Origin of the sequence: Halodesulfurarchaeum sp. HSR-GB, from assembly GCF_031432215.1 — an archaeon.
GTDB lineage: Archaea > Halobacteriota > Halobacteria > Halobacteriales > Halobacteriaceae > Halodesulfurarchaeum.
The window spans coordinates 1,827,657-1,843,801 of record NZ_JAVKGN010000001.1 but is presented as its reverse complement, the minus strand read 5'-3'; the positions used below and the strand labels follow the sequence as shown (position 1 = coordinate 1,843,801).

Annotated in this window: 21 protein-coding genes and 2 tRNA genes; 5 read left to right on the top strand and 18 right to left on the bottom strand. The window is 64.2% G+C overall.

The features are described from left to right. Window positions 1-14: 14 nt before the first annotated feature. The 14 genes from rpsB to moaA all read right to left on the bottom strand — a co-directional run bounded on the left by rpsB (window position 15) and on the right by moaA (window position 7,103). On the bottom strand, window positions 15-710 hold the full coding sequence (rpsB, locus tag RH831_RS09785) for a 30S ribosomal protein S2 (RefSeq protein ID WP_310553995.1): 696 nt from the start codon (window positions 708-710) through the stop codon (window positions 15-17). Next, window positions 707-1,906, bottom strand: a complete 1,200-nt coding sequence (eno, locus tag RH831_RS09780) for a phosphopyruvate hydratase (protein ID WP_310553994.1) — start codon at window positions 1,904-1,906, stop codon at window positions 707-709. Before eno ends, rpsB begins: the two co-directional genes overlap by 4 nt. After that, on the bottom strand, window positions 1,903-2,085 hold the full coding sequence (locus RH831_RS09775) for a DNA-directed RNA polymerase subunit K (RefSeq protein WP_310553993.1): 183 nt from the start codon (window positions 2,083-2,085) through the stop codon (window positions 1,903-1,905). The genes eno and RH831_RS09775 overlap by 4 nt, the downstream gene beginning before the upstream one ends. A gap of 1 nt (window position 2,086) precedes the next feature. Then, window positions 2,087-2,287 (bottom strand): DNA-directed RNA polymerase subunit N, encoded by a 201-nt coding sequence (locus tag RH831_RS09770; RefSeq protein WP_070364694.1) that lies wholly within the window; start codon window positions 2,285-2,287, stop codon window positions 2,087-2,089. A 7-nt stretch (window positions 2,288-2,294) separates the two neighbouring features. Continuing rightward, window positions 2,295-2,693 carry a 30S ribosomal protein S9 gene (locus RH831_RS09765; protein WP_070364695.1) on the bottom strand — a complete coding sequence of 133 codons (399 nt, stop codon included), beginning with the start codon at window positions 2,691-2,693 and terminating at the stop codon, window positions 2,295-2,297. After that, the gene (locus RH831_RS09760) at window positions 2,687-3,124 is read right to left on the bottom strand and encodes a 50S ribosomal protein L13 (protein WP_310553992.1); all 438 of its coding nucleotides are present in this window, start codon (window positions 3,122-3,124) and stop codon (window positions 2,687-2,689) included. Before RH831_RS09760 ends, RH831_RS09765 begins: the two co-directional genes overlap by 7 nt. Beyond that, window positions 3,121-3,474, bottom strand: coding sequence for a 50S ribosomal protein L18e (locus RH831_RS09755; RefSeq protein WP_310553991.1), 354 nt, complete (start codon window positions 3,472-3,474; stop codon window positions 3,121-3,123). The genes RH831_RS09760 and RH831_RS09755 overlap by 4 nt, the downstream gene beginning before the upstream one ends. A gap of 24 nt (window positions 3,475-3,498) precedes the next feature. Further along, a tRNA-Leu gene (locus RH831_RS09750) sits at window positions 3,499-3,583 on the bottom strand. A gap of 128 nt (window positions 3,584-3,711) precedes the next feature. Then, window positions 3,712-4,458 (bottom strand): DNA-directed RNA polymerase subunit D, encoded by a 747-nt coding sequence (locus RH831_RS09745; RefSeq protein WP_310553990.1) that lies wholly within the window; start codon window positions 4,456-4,458, stop codon window positions 3,712-3,714. A 1-nt stretch (window position 4,459) separates the two neighbouring features. After that, entirely contained in the window at window positions 4,460-4,846 is a 387-nt protein-coding gene (locus RH831_RS09740; protein WP_070364699.1) for a 30S ribosomal protein S11, read from the bottom strand. Between the two features lie 6 nt (window positions 4,847-4,852). Then, the gene (locus RH831_RS09735; RefSeq protein ID WP_310553989.1) at window positions 4,853-5,365 is read right to left on the bottom strand and encodes a 30S ribosomal protein S4; all 513 of its coding nucleotides are present in this window, start codon (window positions 5,363-5,365) and stop codon (window positions 4,853-4,855) included. After that, a complete protein-coding gene (locus RH831_RS09730) occupies window positions 5,365-5,868 on the bottom strand; it encodes a 30S ribosomal protein S13 (RefSeq protein ID WP_310553988.1) in 504 nt (167 codons plus the stop codon). The genes RH831_RS09735 and RH831_RS09730 overlap by 1 nt, the downstream gene beginning before the upstream one ends. 16 nt (window positions 5,869-5,884) lie before the next feature. Beyond that, window positions 5,885-5,967 (bottom strand) — tRNA-Ser (locus RH831_RS09725). A 119-nt stretch (window positions 5,968-6,086) separates the two neighbouring features. Beyond that, entirely contained in the window at window positions 6,087-7,103 is a 1,017-nt protein-coding gene (gene moaA / locus RH831_RS09720) for a GTP 3',8-cyclase MoaA (protein ID WP_310553987.1), read from the bottom strand. Between the two features lie 255 nt (window positions 7,104-7,358). Between moaA and RH831_RS09715 the strand changes: the two genes are divergently transcribed. From RH831_RS09715 to lrpA1, 4 genes are all read left to right on the top strand, one after another. Beyond that, a complete protein-coding gene (locus RH831_RS09715) occupies window positions 7,359-8,435 on the top strand; it encodes an Mrp/NBP35 family ATP-binding protein (RefSeq protein WP_070364702.1) in 1,077 nt (358 codons plus the stop codon). A gap of 171 nt (window positions 8,436-8,606) precedes the next feature. Next, the gene (locus RH831_RS09710; RefSeq protein WP_310553986.1) at window positions 8,607-10,505 is read left to right on the top strand and encodes a 2-oxoacid:acceptor oxidoreductase subunit alpha; all 1,899 of its coding nucleotides are present in this window, start codon (window positions 8,607-8,609) and stop codon (window positions 10,503-10,505) included. After that, window positions 10,502-11,437: a thiamine pyrophosphate-dependent enzyme gene (locus RH831_RS09705; RefSeq protein WP_310553985.1), complete on the top strand. Its 936-nt coding sequence runs from the start codon at window positions 10,502-10,504 to the stop codon at window positions 11,435-11,437. The genes RH831_RS09710 and RH831_RS09705 overlap by 4 nt, the downstream gene beginning before the upstream one ends. A gap of 64 nt (window positions 11,438-11,501) precedes the next feature. Then, window positions 11,502-11,930: an HTH-type transcriptional regulator LrpA1 gene (gene lrpA1 / locus RH831_RS09700; RefSeq protein WP_310553984.1), complete on the top strand. Its 429-nt coding sequence runs from the start codon at window positions 11,502-11,504 to the stop codon at window positions 11,928-11,930. Between the two features lie 35 nt (window positions 11,931-11,965). Here the strand turns inward: lrpA1 and RH831_RS09695 are convergent, their stop codons facing one another. From RH831_RS09695 to cdd, 3 genes are read right to left on the bottom strand one after another with little or no spacing between them, the layout of a single operon-like run. Then, on the bottom strand, window positions 11,966-13,102 hold the full coding sequence (locus RH831_RS09695) for an aminotransferase class I/II-fold pyridoxal phosphate-dependent enzyme (RefSeq protein WP_310553983.1): 1,137 nt from the start codon (window positions 13,100-13,102) through the stop codon (window positions 11,966-11,968). Between the two features lie 42 nt (window positions 13,103-13,144). Further along, complete coding sequence (locus RH831_RS09690) at window positions 13,145-13,969, bottom strand: nucleoside phosphorylase (protein ID WP_310553982.1); 825 nt, start codon at window positions 13,967-13,969, stop codon at window positions 13,145-13,147. A gap of 39 nt (window positions 13,970-14,008) precedes the next feature. Further along, window positions 14,009-14,521, bottom strand: coding sequence for a cytidine deaminase (gene cdd, locus RH831_RS09685; protein ID WP_310553981.1), 513 nt, complete (start codon window positions 14,519-14,521; stop codon window positions 14,009-14,011). Here cdd and RH831_RS09680 point away from each other — a divergent pair. After that, window positions 14,465-15,118 (top strand): HAMP domain-containing sensor histidine kinase, encoded by a 654-nt coding sequence (locus tag RH831_RS09680; RefSeq protein ID WP_310553980.1) that lies wholly within the window; start codon window positions 14,465-14,467, stop codon window positions 15,116-15,118. The two genes, cdd and RH831_RS09680, sit on opposite strands and share 57 nt — an antisense overlap. On the opposite strand, the gene RH831_RS09675 is transcribed toward RH831_RS09680, so the two are convergent. Then, window positions 15,097-16,143: an ABC transporter permease gene (locus RH831_RS09675; protein WP_310554147.1), complete on the bottom strand. Its 1,047-nt coding sequence runs from the start codon at window positions 16,141-16,143 to the stop codon at window positions 15,097-15,099. The genes RH831_RS09680 and RH831_RS09675 overlap by 22 nt on opposite strands. Window positions 16,144-16,145: the final 2 nt, after the last annotated feature.

Genomic DNA, 16,145 nt, shown 5'->3' with positions numbered 1-16,145 from the left:
GCTTGAGTACCCAGTCAGATCTCGCTCTCTTCGAAGTCCTCGAGGGCGTAGGCCGGCTCCGCGCCGCGGCGGTCGAGCACTTCGTTGCCGAGCAACCAGTAGACGACCGAGAGGGCCCGACGACCCTTGTTGTTCGTCGGGATGACCAGGTCGACGTTGCTGGTCGCGTTGTTCGAGTCACACATCGCGATGACCGGAATCCCGACCGTGATGGCCTCCTTGACGGCCTGTGCGTCGCCGATGGGGTCGGTCACGACCACGACGTCGGGCTCGATGTACCCGTCGTACTGCGGGTTCGTCAGCGTCCCCGGGATGAAGCGCCCGGTACGGGCCCGTGCGCCGACCGCCTCCGCGAACTTCTCGGCCGGATAGCGGCCGTACTGTCGCGAGGAGGTCACGAGGATCTGCTCGGGGTTGTAGTTGTCCAGGAAGTCCGCGGCGGTGCGGATCCGCTGGTCGGTCTTGCTCACGTCAAGGACGTACAGCCCGTCGGTCCGGACCCGGTGGATGAACCGCTCCATGTCCTTGGTCTTCTGCTGGGTGCCGATGTGCACCCCCGCGCCGAGGTACTCCTCGACGGGGATCAGCAGGTCGGGGTCCGACGCCGCCATGACGTCCTCGGTCTGTGCCTCCTCGTCGGCCTCCGCTGTGTCGGTGGGCTCCTCGGGGGCCTCGAGGGTCGTCTCGTCAGGTGTCTCGCGTTCGCTCATGATGTACCGTCGCCGATTCGAATGAGTTCGTTGAGTTTTGCAGTTCGCTCGCCGCCGACCGTCCCCGTCTTGATGAACGGGGCGTCGGTCGCGACGGCGAGGTGTGCGATGGTGGTGTCCTCGGTCTCGCCCGAACGGTGGGAAATCACGGGATCGTAGCCCGACCGCTGGGCCAGTTCGACCGCGTCCACGGTGTCGCTGAGGGTCCCGATCTGGTTTGGCTTGATCAGGATGCTGTTGGCCGCGCCGCGTTCGATACCCTCGGCGAGTCGCGTCGTGTTGGTCACGAAGAGGTCATCGCCACAGATCAGGGTTCGATCGCCGACCTGGTCGGTCAACTCGGCAAAGCCATCGAAGTCGTTCTCGTCGAGGGGATCCTCGACGTAGACCAGATCGTACTCCCGGACCATCTCCGCGACGTACTCGATCTGTTCGGCGGTGGATTTGCTGTCTGTGCCGTACTGATACGCGCCGTCCTCGTAGAGTTCCGCGGCGGCCACGTCCAGGCCGAAACCGATCTCGAAGCCGAACGAATCCGCGACGCTGTCGGTCGCCTCGGCCATAATTTCGAAGGCAACCTCCTCCGTGATCGACGGGGCCCAGGCCCCTTCGTCGCCCTTCGCGGGGGCGTACCCACGATCCCGAAGTAGTTCGCCGGCCCTTTGGTGCACGGCAGCGTTCGCGAAGACCGCATCGCGTATACTCGGTGCCCCGATCGGGGCGGCCAGGAACTCCTGGATCGCGGTCGCCTCGGCGGCGTGTTCGCCGCCGCCGATGACGTTGCCAAGCGGCGTCGGGAAGGATCGCCCCCGGAATGCGCCGCCGAGATGCTGGTACAGCGGCGCGCCAAGCACGTCCGCCGCAGCCTTCGCGGCGGCCATGCTAATGGCGACGGCACTGTTGGCACCGATCTCCGAGAAGTCCTCGGTGCCGTCGGCCGCATGCAGGATCTGGTCGATCTCCCGCTGGTCGCCGACGTAGGCGGCCCCTTCGAGACGCGGAATCGCGTGCTCCCGGGCCGCGGCGATGGCCTCATCGACCGGTCGCTCGACGGCCTCGTGTTCGCCGGTCGACGCGCCGCTCGGGGCGGCCGCGCGACCGAATCCGCCTGAGGCGGTCTCGATATCGGCCTCGACGGTCTTGTTGCCACGGGAGTCCAGGATCGGCCGGAGCCGAACTGATTCGATCAGCGTCATGTGTGCTCCCGCCGGACCGTAAACGGAAGGGCCGACTGGTCGTACTCCTCGGCGGCGATGAGGATCGGCTCGGTCTGATCGGTGTCGATCAGCACCGGGGCGCCATAGGAGATCTGCAGCGCCCGTGCGCCGAGGATCCGGGCCTTCTCGTAGCGGTTGTAGCGTTGTTGCGTGGACATGTTACTGGTACGGGGAGACGACGTCGACCAGATCCTCGTGGGAGACGAGCATCCGCCGACAGCAGTGGCGTTCGACGCCCAGGTCATCAAGTACCTGCTCCGGGTCCTCGTCGCCGTCCAACGTGGAGGCTCGGGCCTCGTACTCCTCCCAGTACTCGCCCACCGTGTTGCCGCACGTGAAACAGCGGACTGGGACCATCATGGGTGAATCACCGGTAGGACTTCTGGTAGCGCGCCCGGGCACCGGGGCCGCCCCACTTCTTGGGTTCGGGCTGGCGCACGTCGTTGACCAGCAGGGTGCGGTCGAACTCCATGAACGCGTCGCGGAGTTCGGCGTCGCCGAAGAACTCCACGAGGCCACGCGAGATGGCGGTCCGGACCGCATCTGCCTGGCCGGCGAAGCCGCCGCCCTCCACGGTCACGTCGATGTCGACCTGCTCGCGAAGTTCCGCATCCGCGATGCGGAACGGTTCGAGCATCTTCAGCCGCGACATCTCCGGTTCTACCAGTTCGATGGGCGTCGAGTTGATTCGCACACGACCCTCCCCATCGCTGACGGTCGCCCGCGCGATGGCCGTCTTCTTCTTTCCGCTCGTGTTTGTTACCATGTGACGTTCGCTCCGAGGTGTTCTGCCACCGTTCCGAGGGTGATAAAGCGGGTGGTCGAAAGTCGGTCGATCGAGGTGTCATCGAGGACCGACGCGTCCTTGTCGTGGGGGTTGCCCACGTAGACCCGGACGTTCGACAGCGCTGTTCGGCCCCGATCCTTCTTGTAGGGGACCATCCCACGGATGGTTCGCTTGAAGATCCGGTCCGGTCGTCGCGGGTAGGCTGGGCCCCGGTCGGAGCCCAGTTGGGCGCGGGTCCGGTACTTCTCGAGGATGTCCTCGCGCCGGCCCGTGATGACTGCCTCTTCAGCGTTGACGACTGCGATGCGATCGCCGGCGAGAGCGCGTTCGGCGACCTGTGTCGCCACGCGGCCCATCACGCAATCGCGGGCGTCGACGACCAGATCGGCGTCGAATTCCGCGAGACTCATGCGATCACCCGCACGTTACTGCCCTCTGGGTTTTCTTCGAGTGCCTGTTCGAGGTGGAGTACTTCGCCGTCCGCGTGTTCGATTTTCGTTCGGGCGGAGCTGGAGAAGTCGACGGCCGCAACCGTGACCGACTTCCGCAGCGCGCCGGACCCGAGCACCTTGCCCGGGACGACGATTGTCTCGTCCTCCGTCGCGTACCGTTCGATACGACTCAGATTGACCTCGGCGTGAGAGCGGCGCGGCTTCTCGAGCCGGCCGGCCACGTCCCGCCAGATGTCCGCGCCCGTCTCCCGGGCCGCGGACTTGCATTCGGCGATGAGGCTGCTGAGTCTGGGACTTGTCTTGCTCATTACGGTGTGGAAAAGTGTGGTGAGTGCAGGGAGCAGGATTTGAACCTGCGAACCCCTACGGGACAGCGCCCTGAACGCTGCGCCTTTGGCCTGACTCGGCTACCCCTGCACGCGGTTTCGCTCGCGATACCTGGTTGGGGCCGCCCCTTCAAACCCGTTTCGATCGGGCGCCACGACGCAGTCGCTCCTGGGGTCGGGGCGATCGTCGCGGTGGATTGGGGCGGCGTATTCATGGCTCTACAGTGAGACGGCTGTTTCGAGTTCCTCGGCTCGGTCGTACAGCGAGCCGACAGCCCGGGAAACGAGCTCCGTGACCGGCATCGAGCCGTCGGTCTCGACGTGGAACACGAAGGCGTTCGGTACGTCACGAACCGCGACCTCCTGCTCTGGATACCGGTTCCGGAGGTCGTTGTCGAACTCCTCGGTCGGGATCAACTCGCCGTCTTCCTCGATGACGCCGCGGACGATCTGTGTCTCGTCCGCGCCGTACTCGTCGGCCTCGCCGAGAACCTCCACTTCCTGGAGGTGGCGATAGCCCACGGCGATGCCACCCTGGTGTTTGGCGTGATCGCGACCGCTGCCCAGCACGGCATCGGCTTCGATCTCGAGTCGCTGGTCCTCTTTGAGTTCGATGATCGGAATCCCGTCTTCGGCGGGTTCGACCATCGGATCCTTGGAGACCAGATCGCCCGAGTACGCCGTTCCGGGACCCTCGACGTCGAGGGCCAGCGTGACGACATCATCCGCCTCGAACTCGCCTTCGGGGGTGGTCAGCGGGACCAGGCCCAGCCGAAGTGCGAGCTGTTCGTCGAACATCACACTGGAGTTCTCGACGAACCGAACCGTATCGATCGAGAGGGTCGGCACGTCGGCCAGCATCGCGCGGCGGATGCCGTTTGCCAGGTCCGGGGTGATTCCCCTGACGAGGAACCTGGCTTCCCGATCGCCGGATTCGATGAACTCGACCTCGAAGGTGTCTGCCATGTTAGAATCCAGAGTTCTTCGGTGCCCGGGTGCCGTCGTGCGGGATCGGGGTCACGTCCTCGATCCGGCCGATTTCGAGGCCCGCCCGTGCGAGCGCTCGAATCGCGGCCTGTGCCCCGGGGCCGGGGTTCTGCTGTTGATTGCCACCCGGTCCACGTACGCGGACGTGGACGCCTTCTACTCCCTGTTCCATCACCGTCTCGGCGATCTTCTCGGCCATCTGCATGGCCGCGTAGGGGGAGGCCTCGTCCCGGTTCTGCTTGACGACCGCGCCACCACTCGACTTCGCCAGGGTCTCGGCCCCGGTCTGGTCGGTGATGGTCATGATCGTGTTGTTGAACGAGGCGTGGATGTGTGCGATACCCCACGTGGAATCCTCATTTGCCATATATGATCACTCCTGTGCGGATGCGCGTTCGGGGTGTAGTTCGTCCGCGAGCGCGCTGTTCTCGTCGAAGGCAACCGCGTCTTCCTCGGCCACTTCGACGGTGTAGGAGGGTGTGGTGACCCGCCGGCCGTCGATGGTGACGTGTCCGTGGTTGACGAACTGCCGTGCCTGGGCCACCGTGTTCGCCAGGCCCTTGCGGTAGGCCACCGTCTGGAGTCGGCGTTCGAGGACGTCCGTCACGTCGAGTGACAGCACGTCGTCGAGGCCCTCGTCGGCGTCGAGGACGCCGTAGCGCTGGAGTCGTTCGATGAACTCCTCGCCGGACTCCTCGTCGACCCGACCGAGCAGGCGTCGCGCCTCGCGGCGGTACTTGCGCAGCTCGGACTGGGCTCGCCAGAGTTCCTCCTTGTTCTTGAGGCCGTACCGGCCGACGAGGTCTCCCTCCTCGGCGATGCGCTCACCCTGGTATGGGTGATTCGGCGTCTCGTAGAATTTGGTGTTCTCTCCTGGAAGTGCCATTATTCACCTGCCTCCTCTTCTGCCTGTTCTTCGCGAATCTCCTCGACGTTCACGCCGATCGTGCCCTCGGTCCGGCCAGTGGACTTGGTCCGCTGACCGCGTACCTTCTGGCCTCGCTCGTGACGCACGCCGCGATAGGACCGGATCATCCGCATCCGATTGATGTCCTCATCGCGGGTGAGCGCCACGTCCGAACCCGTAAGGTGGGCACTTTCGCCGGTGTAGAAGTCCTTCTGACGGTTGGTGAGCCAGTCGGGGACGTGTGTGTCGAAGTCCTCGACTGCCTCGACGATCTGTTCGATCACGTCGTCGTCGAGGGCCCCAATCGTGGCCTGCCGGTCGACGTCGGCCACGTCGGCGATGACTCGGGCCGCCCGTCGTCCGATGCCACTCATCTCGGTGAGGGCGCGCTCGACGGACTTCGTCCCGTCGAGGTCGGTCTGTCCGATGCGGACGAAGTATCGAATCTCCTCGTCCGCTTCCTCTGTGTCTTCCGTGCTCATAGTTGGATATCGAAAGCGTCGTGGCGGGGATTTGAACCCCGGAGGCTTACGCCACAGAGTTAGCAACCCTGCGCCTTGACCAGGCTAGGCTACCACGACGCGCGTTCGGTATTGTCGCCCTTCCGGACTCGGGGCATACACCCCTACAGTACCTGCGATGGGTTCTATCCCCCTCTGTCACTTAAGTCCCTCGGAACGTCGGCCCGCGGGGCAGGAAACTAGTCGTCGTTGCCGACCGTTGCGGGTGCCGGGATCGCCGATCCGGCGTCTTCCGATTCGGGTACCGCATAGGCCTCGTTTTCAACCCACTCGCCGTCCTCGTTCTGGACCATGTACGCGCCGTAGTAGGGCACTCGATTTTTGACCGTCGCCTCGAAGGTTGCCGCGATCTCCTCCCGGGTCATCTCGCCCATCGACCGGAGGTCGTCAGTACGGTTGAGACAGCCCTTGAGCCGGCCATCCGGAGTCACGCGTACGCGATGACAATTTTCACAGAACTCCCGGTTCTCCACGGGATCGACGATCTCGACCATGCCGCCGTTCACGAAGTACCGGTTGCGGTGGTGCATCTCCCGGGTTTCGACGCGGTCGGCCCGCGCTTCGAGCCAGTCGTGAACCCGGTCGATGTCGATGGCCCACTCGGGCTTTTCGACCAGTTCGGGCATGAACTCGATGAGCTGGAGGCGCAGGCCATCGTTCTCGGCCACGAAGTCGACCATGTCCTCGACGTGTGGGGCCGTCCGCTCGAAGACCACCATGTTGAGTTTGACCGGGGTGAGTCCGGCCTCGACGGCCGCCCGGACACCTTCGAGGACCCGCTCGTAGGCCCCACTTTTCGTGATCTGCTTGAACGCTTCCGCGTCCAGGGCGTCCTGGGAGACGTTGACTCGTTCGAGCCCCGCCGCCTTGAGGTCCGCTGCCCGATCAGGGAGGAAACTTCCGTTGGTCGTCAGCGAGGCCTCCATTCCGTCCGGAACCCGGCGGATGATCTCCTCTAGGTCCTCCCGGAGCATCGGCTCCCCGCCGGTGAATTTCACCTTCTCCACGCCGTACTCCCGGACGACCTCCAGAAACCGGATCACCTCGTCGGCACTCATCTCCTCGCCCTGGGGGTCCATCGGTCCTCGCGTGTCTCCCAGCCCCTCGTTGTGACAGTAGACACAGTCGAAATTGCAACGATCGGTCAGGGAGACCCGAACGTCGGTAACTTCCCGACCGAAATCGTCCTCGAGCATAGCCGGTAATCGTATCCGTAAGGCCTTAACTCCAGGGGTATGAGCGGGCTCACGTAACCGAAAATGGGTTCGTCACTCACTCCTTCGGCTCGGACGCCGGAGACTGGGCCTCGATGACTGTCGGGAGGGCACTAGCCAGGAGTGGATAACCTGTTGGAAATAGTATTGTATCGGCGACCGGGTTCGCGTACTCTATCCTGGCTCTAGGCCTTGCCAAACACAACCCTTATTCACGGTTCGCGGTTACATCAGGCCATGCAGGAAGCCGACGTCCGGGAAATCCTCTCGGGGATCGAGGACCCCGATCTTGGTACTGACATCGTTTCTGAGAATCTCGTGACGAACATCGACGTGGATGGCGATACCGTTACCGTCGAGTTGGCACTCGAAGCTGTCGGCTCGCCGACCGAAGAGTCGATTCGCGCCAGCGTCCGGGAGGCCCTGGAGGCCGAAGGCGCGACCGTCAGCATCGAAACGGCGACCGACGATGACGATGATGACGGTCTCGGCGTCGAGAACATTGGCCCGGACACCGAGACGGAGACGGAACCGCTTCCCGGCGTTTCGAACGTGATCGCAGTCGCCTCCGGGAAGGGTGGGGTTGGCAAGAGTACGATCTCGGTGAACCTCGCGGCCGGCCTGGCCGACCGGGGTGCCGAGGTGGCCATCTTCGACGCCGACATGTACGGGCCCAACGTGCCACGGATGCTGGGTGTCGAGGGCGCGCCGAAGGCCACGAGCGACGAGAAGATCGTCCCGCCGGAGGCGTACGGCATGGGCGTCATGAGTATCGGGCTGATGCTGGGTGAGGACGATCCGGTCATCTGGCGTGGCGCGATGGTTCACAACACGCTCACCCAGCTCGTGGACGACGTCGAATGGGGCGACCTGGATTATCTCGTGATCGACCTGCCGCCCGGAACGGGTGACACGCAGCTTACGCTGCTCCAGTCGATTCCCATCACGGGCTCGGTCATTGTGACCACGCCACAGGAAGTCGCTCTCGAAGACGCCCGCCGTGGCCTCCAGATGTTCGCGGAGCACGAGACGCCGGTTCTGGGCATCGTCGAGAACATGAGCACCTTCGTCTGCCCCGACTGTGGCAGCGAACACGACATCTTCGGCTCCGGCGGCGGCGAGCGCTTCGCCGAGGAGAAGGACATGCCGTTCCTCGGCGCGATTCCGCTCGACCCGGCGATCCGGTCCGGCGGGGACGAAGGCGCACCGATCGTGATGGCCGAGGATGGCGAGACTGTCCAGGCGTTCCAGGACATGGTCTCGACCACGGCGGACATGGTTGGGATTCTGAACCGGCAGAAGCACTCCCAGTGATCGGTCACCGGGCCCCACTTTTTGAGGGCCGTGACGCGTTGCCTGCAAATCAGCAACGGCCGTCTCGCGGGCCTTTCTTCATGATTAATGAGTGCTGACTGAAGGCAAACGGTTTAGTTGCCGCTCCCCCTACCCCCGAATTAACGGTCCAAGATGGACCGAGGCCTTACTATGACTCAGGACGAACTCATCTGGCGAATCGCGGGCGGTTCCGGGGACGGAATCGACTCGACGAGCCAGAACTTCACCAAGGCGCTGATGCGTTACGGGTTACACGTCTACACGCATCGTCACTACCCGTCCCGCATCCGCGGCGGACACACGTACGTCGAAGTACGAGCCAGCGAGGAGCCAGTTACGTCCCGTGGGGACGGCTTCAACGTCCTCCTGGCACTGGGTGATAGCTTCGCCCGGAACCCCTCGGAGGGTGCTGTCTACGGCGACGAGAAGACCAAACCTCTCTTCGAGAACCTCGACGAACTCAACGAGGGCGGGCTCATCATCTACGACACGGGCGTTCTCGAGGATGAAGACGTCGGTGACCTGGAGACCCAGGCCAGGGAAAACGATTGGCATCTCTACCCGATCGACCTCCGTGCCATCGCCCGGGAACACGGTCGGGACGTCATGCGAAACACCGCCGGTGTGGGGGCGACAGCAGCCCTGCTGGATATGCCCCTCGATCCCATCCAGGAGCTGATGAGCGAGGCGATGGGTGGGGACATCCTCGACGCCAACCTCGCCGTGCTTTCGGACGCCTACGAGCACACCAACGCGGAATTCGAGGCCACCCACGACCTCCGGATCCCGAAACACGACCACGACGAAGAGCAGGTCCTGCTCTCGGCCAGTCACGGGATCTCGTATGGGGCGATCGACGAGGGCTGTCGGTTCGTCTCGGGCTACCCGATGACCCCGTGGACGGACGTATTCACCATTCTGAAACGTGAGATCGAAGATCTGGGCGGCGTCGCCGAACAGGTCGAGGACGAGATCGCGGCCTCCATGATGGCAATCGGTGCGAGCCACGCCGGGGCCAAGGCCCTCACCGGGTCCTCCGGTGGCGGCTTCTCCCTGATGTCCGAGTCGATCGGGCTCGCGGAGATGACCGAGACGCCACTCGTGATGGTCGAGGCCCAGCGGGCCGGCCCCTCGACGGGGATGCCGACCAAGACCGAGCAGTCCGACCTGGAGTTCGTCCTCTCGACCAGCCAGGGCGATTCGAGTCGGGTCGTCTTCGCCCCGGGTAACGTCAGGGAGTCCTACGAGCAAACCAGGCTCGCCTTCGAACTGGCCTACAAGTATCAACTGCCGGCGATCGTCCTCTACGACGACATGCTCACGGGCGAGTTCCGCAACCTTCCGCGGAGCTTCTTCGACCGCGAAGCCAACCCCGATCTGGGCTCGGTTGCCACCGAGGCGGAACTCGAGGACCTCCCACACGACGTGGGTGGCCGGTACGAACGGTTCCGCACCGAGGGCGACACGGACGTGAACCCGCGCTCGCTCCCCGGGATGCGAAACGGACGATTCCTCGCGACGGGCAACGAGCACTGGCCGGACGGCCAGATCGCGGAGGACACGGCAAACCGCATCAAGCAGATGAACCGCCGCGTGAGCAAGGTCGAGGTCGTCCGAGATGCCCTCGCCGAGCAGGCCTCACCCGACACGGTCGTCGGCGACGAGGACGCCGATTTCGCGCTGCTGACCTGGGGCTCACAGAAGGGAGTCGTCGAGGAGGCCGTTCGACGACTGACCGAGTCGGGCCACTCGATCAAGGCCCTCTCGGTGAGTCAGATGGCCCCGCTCCGTACCGAGGAGATCGCGGACTTCCTCGCGGGCGTCGAGGAGGCCCTCGTGGTCGAGATGAACGCGACGGGGCAGTTCAAAGGGCTGCTCCAGAAGGAGTTCGGGGACTACGGCGACGTGCTCTCCAGTCTCCTGAAGTACAACGGCGATCCCTTCGAACCGGCCGAGATCATCGAGGCCGTCGAGATCAAACAGTCCGGCGAGGGCGGGGACACCTCGTCTGAAACCACCCTTCGTCCCCCGGCAGGTGACCGATCATGAACCAGTTCGACGCCATCGACTCCGGCGAGGAGGTCACGAGCGACGACTACACCCCCGAGATCGAGCCCCAGGCGACTTGGTGTCCCGGGTGTGGTGACTACTCGGTGCTGAAAGCGCTGAAAGGTGCGATGTCCGATCTGGGCCGGGACCCCGAAGAGGTGCTGCTGGTCACTGGGATCGGCTGCTCGGGAAAGCTGAACAGTTACTTCGACTCGTATGGCTTTCATGCCATTCACGGGCGGACCCTGCCACTGGGGCGGGCCGCGAAGATGGTCAACGAGGATCTCGAAGTCGTGGCTGCCGGCGGTGACGGTGACGGCTACGGTATCGGTGGGAACCACTTCACCCACACCGCCCGGGAGAACCACGACATGACTTACATCGTGTTCAACAACGAGGTCTTCGGGCTCACGAAGGGCCAGTCCTCCCCCACCAGCCCCAAGGGTCACAAATCAAAGACCCAGCTCAGGGGCGTCGCGAAGGACCCGGTCCGACCGATGTCCCTTGCGCTCTCCGCTGGCGCCTCCTTTATCGCCCGCACGGCGGCGACGAACCCGAAGCAGGCCCAGGAGATCCTGGTCGAGGCTATCGAACACGACGGGTTCGCCCATGTGGATTTCCTCACGCAGTGTCCGACCTGGAACAAGGACGGCGCACAGTACGTCCCGTACATCGACGTGCAGGAGTCCGACGAGTATGACTTCGACGTGACCGACCGGCGTGAGGCCGCCGAGATGATGCACGAGACCGAACAGGCACTCTACGACGGGAAGGTCCTCACGGGGCGGTACTACGTCGAGAAGGACCGCCGGACCTACCAGGAGGAGAAACAGGCTCGCGACGAGATGCCCGAATCCCCGGTCGTCGGGCAGTACTTCGACGAGGAGAAGGAGTGGGAACGGTCCTACGATCGGCTCGACCGCCACACCTGATCGGAACCGCGAGTTTGCTTTCAGATTCGGAAGGTATTTTTTCGCCGAACCCAAAGGAATCTTCGTGAACGACGAGTCGACTGCGGATCGCATCCTCGCGGTCCTCGAAGAAGACGCCCAGGCCTCGTACGGCGAGATCGCCGACCGGGTGGGGGTCTCCAAGCCGACGGTCCGAAAGTATATCACGCAACTCGAGGAGGAGGGCGTCATCGTTGGCTACTCGGCTGACGTCGATCCCAAGAAACTCGCCTCGACCTCCATCGCCTGGGTCGGCCTGGACGTGAAAAGCGAGTGCTACGTCGACGCGCTCCAGTCGCTCAAGGAGTTCGATGCGGTCCGGACCCTCTACACGTCGAGTGGCGACCACATGCTCCTGGCGGAGGTCCGAGCCGAGGACGGCGACCGACTGGCCCGGTTCATCCAGGAGTCGATGCTCACGATCGAGGGCGTCGAGGAGGCCCACCCGACCTTTTTGCAAGAACGAATCAAGTGAAGGGCCGCCCTGCAGCGGTCATTCCCGGAGGCGATTCAGGCCGACTCGAAGTAGGCGTCCAGCCGCTCGATAGCCTCCTTGATGTCCGCCGTGCTCGTGGCGAAGGAGGCTCGCAACGTGTTTTCGGCCTGAGTCCCGAAGTCCGGGCCCGGCGTCATGGCGACGCCGGTCGCTTCGAGTATACGGTCGGCCACCTCGAAGGCATCACCCGGCAGTGAACTCACATCGAGCAGGAGGTAGTACGCGCCGGCGGGCGTATACCCCATATCCAACCCCCAATCCCGGGCGGCTTCGAGCAGGAGATCCCGGCGCTCTCGGTAGGTGTCCCGAATCGAGTCCAGACCGGCCCCCTCGCGGATGGCCGCCTCGGCGGCGTCCTGGACGTGGTTCGGCGCACAGATCAGGAAGTTCTGGACCAGTCGATTGATGGCTTCCTCCTCGTCTGGCGGCGCGATGATCCAGCCCAGCCGCCAGCCGGTCATCCCATAGCGCTTGGAGACGCCGTCGAGGACAAACGCGTCGTCGGTGTACTCAAGCACCGAGTGGGCCTCGGCGTCGAAATCCAGGCCGTGATAGATCTCGTCGGAGATCAAGCGGGTCCCGGTCCGGTCGGCGAGGTCGACCAGCGCCTCGACCGACTCCGGCGAGAGGACGGCCCCGGTCGGATTTGCCGGCGAGTTGATGAGCAGGCCCGCCGACTCCGGGCCCACCGCGGCCTCGAAATCGGCGATGCGGGGCTCGAATCCGGTCTCCGGGTCCAGTTCGACGGTCGTCGTTGTCCCCTCGGCCTGTCGGACGAAGTTCGGATAGGGCGCATAATGCGGGTCGGTGAGGACGACCTCCGAGCCGGGATCGACGACATCGAGCATCACGGCCAGGAGCGCTGGCGACGAGCCGGGCGTGACGAAGATCCGGTTCAGTGGCACGTCGACGCCGTACTGCCGCTCGTAGTAGTCACTGATCGCCTCGCGGAGTGATTCTTTGCCGCGGGCGTTGGTGTAGCTCACCTCTCCATGTGCTGCCGACTCGCTCGCGACTTCCCTGGCGACGGCCGGAGGTTCGAAGTCGGGTTCGCCCACCTCCAGGTGAACGACGTCATCGAGCTTTCCGGCCTTCTCTAAGACTTCCATGGCCGCAAAAGGGGTCGTCTCCAACGCTCGCTTCGAGGGCATACTCGACCGGAGGGACGGGCGGTATAAAATTCCGCCGTCCGCTCAGTCGGCCAGTGTGAGTCCCGGGTGCCAGTGCTCCACGCCGGCGGCTTCCTTCACCCGGTCCATCTCGGCCAGCAGGTGAACTGCGAGCGAGGCGACCTCCGCGGCCCGGTTGTCACCCTCCGTGCGGAACTCGCCGGTGGCTCGATTGGCGTACACCGAACAGATCGCGCCGGCCCGGAGATCGTAGAGATTCGAGAGGGTGAGGATCGCACTCGCCTCCATCTCGATGTTCTTCACGTTGGCCTCCCGCAGTTCCTCGACCAGATCTTCGCTCCCGGCGGCTCGAAAGCCCTCGAACCCGGGACGACCCTGGCCCGCGTAGAAGCTATCGGCGCTCATCGTGAGCCCGAGGTGATAGTCATAGCCGAGCCGTTCGGCGGCGGCCACGAGCGCGCTCGTGACCTCCCGGTCGGCCACGGCGGGGTAATCCTCCCGCACGTACTCCGAACTCGTCCCCTCCTGGCGGACGCCCCCAGTTGTAATGACCAGGTCACCGATCTCCATATCGGGCTGAATCGCGCCGGTCGATCCCACGCGGATCAAGGTATCTGCACCGGCCCGGGCCAGTTCCTCGACGGCTATTGCCGCCGATGGACTCCCGATTCCCGTGGAGGTGACCGAGATCGGCGTCCCGTCGTACTCACCGGTGACCGTTCGATACTCACGGTGTCGCGCCCGCTGCTCGGCTCGGTCCCAGAACCGCGTGATCGTCTCGATGCGATCGGGGTTCCCCGGCAGGAGCACGGCCTCGGCCAGGTCTGCTGGCTTTACGCCGAGGTGATACTGGGTCTCGTCACTGGGGTCCTCGCTGTCGCCGTCCATACTCCCCCATGACGGACGGTGGCCAAAATCTTTCGGCCGCTATTCGACGCCGAGATTTGCTCCGGAAAAGGCGTGGGGGAGGAGTTCGCCCAGTCGGTAGGTTTCGGGCCCGTCCTGGGCGTCGACGACTACGACGAAGTCCGGGCCAGCGAACTCCGAGAGGGTCTGTCGACACATGCCACAGGGAGTCGGCCCGTCGGCCGCCTCGGCGCTCACGGCGATTCGCTCGAACTCCTCGTGGCCGTCCATGAGCGCCCGCGAGAGGGCCACCTCCTCCGCGTGCAGGCTGTTCGAGTAGTTCGATACTTCGAGGTTCGCGCCGGTGTAGATCGCGCCCGCGGTGGTCTCGATGGCTGCGCCGACTGCGTACTCGGAGTAGGGAACGTAGGCCTTCGAGACGGCCTCGCGGGCCGCGTTCAATAACTCGTCCATGTCTCGGGTGTGGGGATCCGTGGGAAAAATGGTACCGGGCCGGTCGTGTTGCAATTGGTGGTTGTGACTGCGTATAGCGATCTTTTGACCGACTACGTCGACGAGGAGGGGGCGGAGCATCTCGACACGTTACAGGAGAGTGCCAATCACGCGATTGAGCTGACCAAGACCGCACGAGATATGGCCGATGTGATGCTCTCACAGGAGAAGACATCGCAACCGAATCAGGTCGACCTCCGAGCCACACTCGAGCGCGAACTCGACAGGGCCGACTCCGAGTTTCCGGACGCAAAGGTGACCGTCGACGGCTCGCTGCCATCTCTCCAGGTCCAGGCCAACCAGATGCTACACTCGGTGTTCCGCAATCTCCTCACGAATGCGGTCCAGCACAACGACAAGGACATCCCGGAAATCACGGTGTCTGTGGAGCCGCATGCGAAGCGGGTCGTCGTCAGGATTGCGGACAACGGCCCGGGGATAGCCGACGAACAGAAAGACGAAATTTTTGGAAAAGGGGAAAAAGGACTCGACAGTGCCGGGACGGGGCTTGGCCTCTTTCTGGTCCAGCACCTGGTCACTCGGTACGGCGGTGCGGTCCGGGTCGAGGACAACGATCCAGCGGGTTCCGTCTTTGCCGTCGAACTACTCCTGGCCGGTGAGAAGGGAGTCGTTGAATCGGTCCCCAACCCCGCCAACTACTCTTCGCCGGACTCGTAGTAGTCCCCGGCGGCTTCGGGCACCCTTGTATTCCCGACCAGCGCCAGCACGATGACGACCGTGAGATACGGGATCGTGCGGACCAGGGACTGTGGGATCGCGAAGACGTTGCCGACCTGCAGGGCGATCTGCACGGCTTCGAGGCCGGCAAAGAGCAGCGTCGACAGCATCGCTCCGACCGGGTTGTAGTTGCCGAACAGGTAGGCCACGATGGCGATGAAGCCCTTGCCGTTGACCATCGTCGCGCCGTTGCCGATGAACTGGCCCAGCGACAGGGAGAGTGCCGCCCCGCCGATGCCGCTGAGCACGCCCGAGAGCAGCACGGCGGCATAGCGAACCCGACGGACGCTCACGCCGGCGGTATCGAGGGCCTTGGGGTTTTCCCCGCTCGCGATGACCCACCGGCCGAAGGACGTCCGGTTGAGCGTGTACCAGGAGGCCGCGACCGCGACGAACATCAGGTAGACGACCGGCGAGGCGTCGAAGAGTGCCCCGAAGAAGGGAATCTCCGACAGGTAGGGAATCGTGATCGTCTCCAGGGATTTCACGCTCACCGTGTTCGGCCCGTTGTAGATCACCTGTGAGAGGAACGGCGCCAGTCCCAGCGCGATGAGCCAGACGGCCAGCCCCGCGATGATCTGGTCGGCCCGGAATTCGATACAGACCACGCCGAAAAGGGCCGCGAGAAGCGTTGAGGAGAGGACGCCCGCGCCCATGCCGATCCAGACGCTCCCGGTGACCTCGGTGGCATACACCCCGAAGAAGGCGGCGATGATGAGCAGCCCCTCCAGGCCGATGTTGATGACTCCACTTTTCTCCGCAAAGATGCCACCGAGTGCAGCGAAGGCAATCGGGACGGAGAGCCGCAGCGCCGAGGAGAGCGTGTCCGCCGACGTGAGGATGTCGAATAGCTGTCCGAGGTTCGACTCGGGGTGGAACACCCCGATGATTCCGATCACCGCGAGCAGGAACAACGTCACGACTGCGACGCTCCCGCGGACGCCGAGCGATCGAATCCGATCCATGA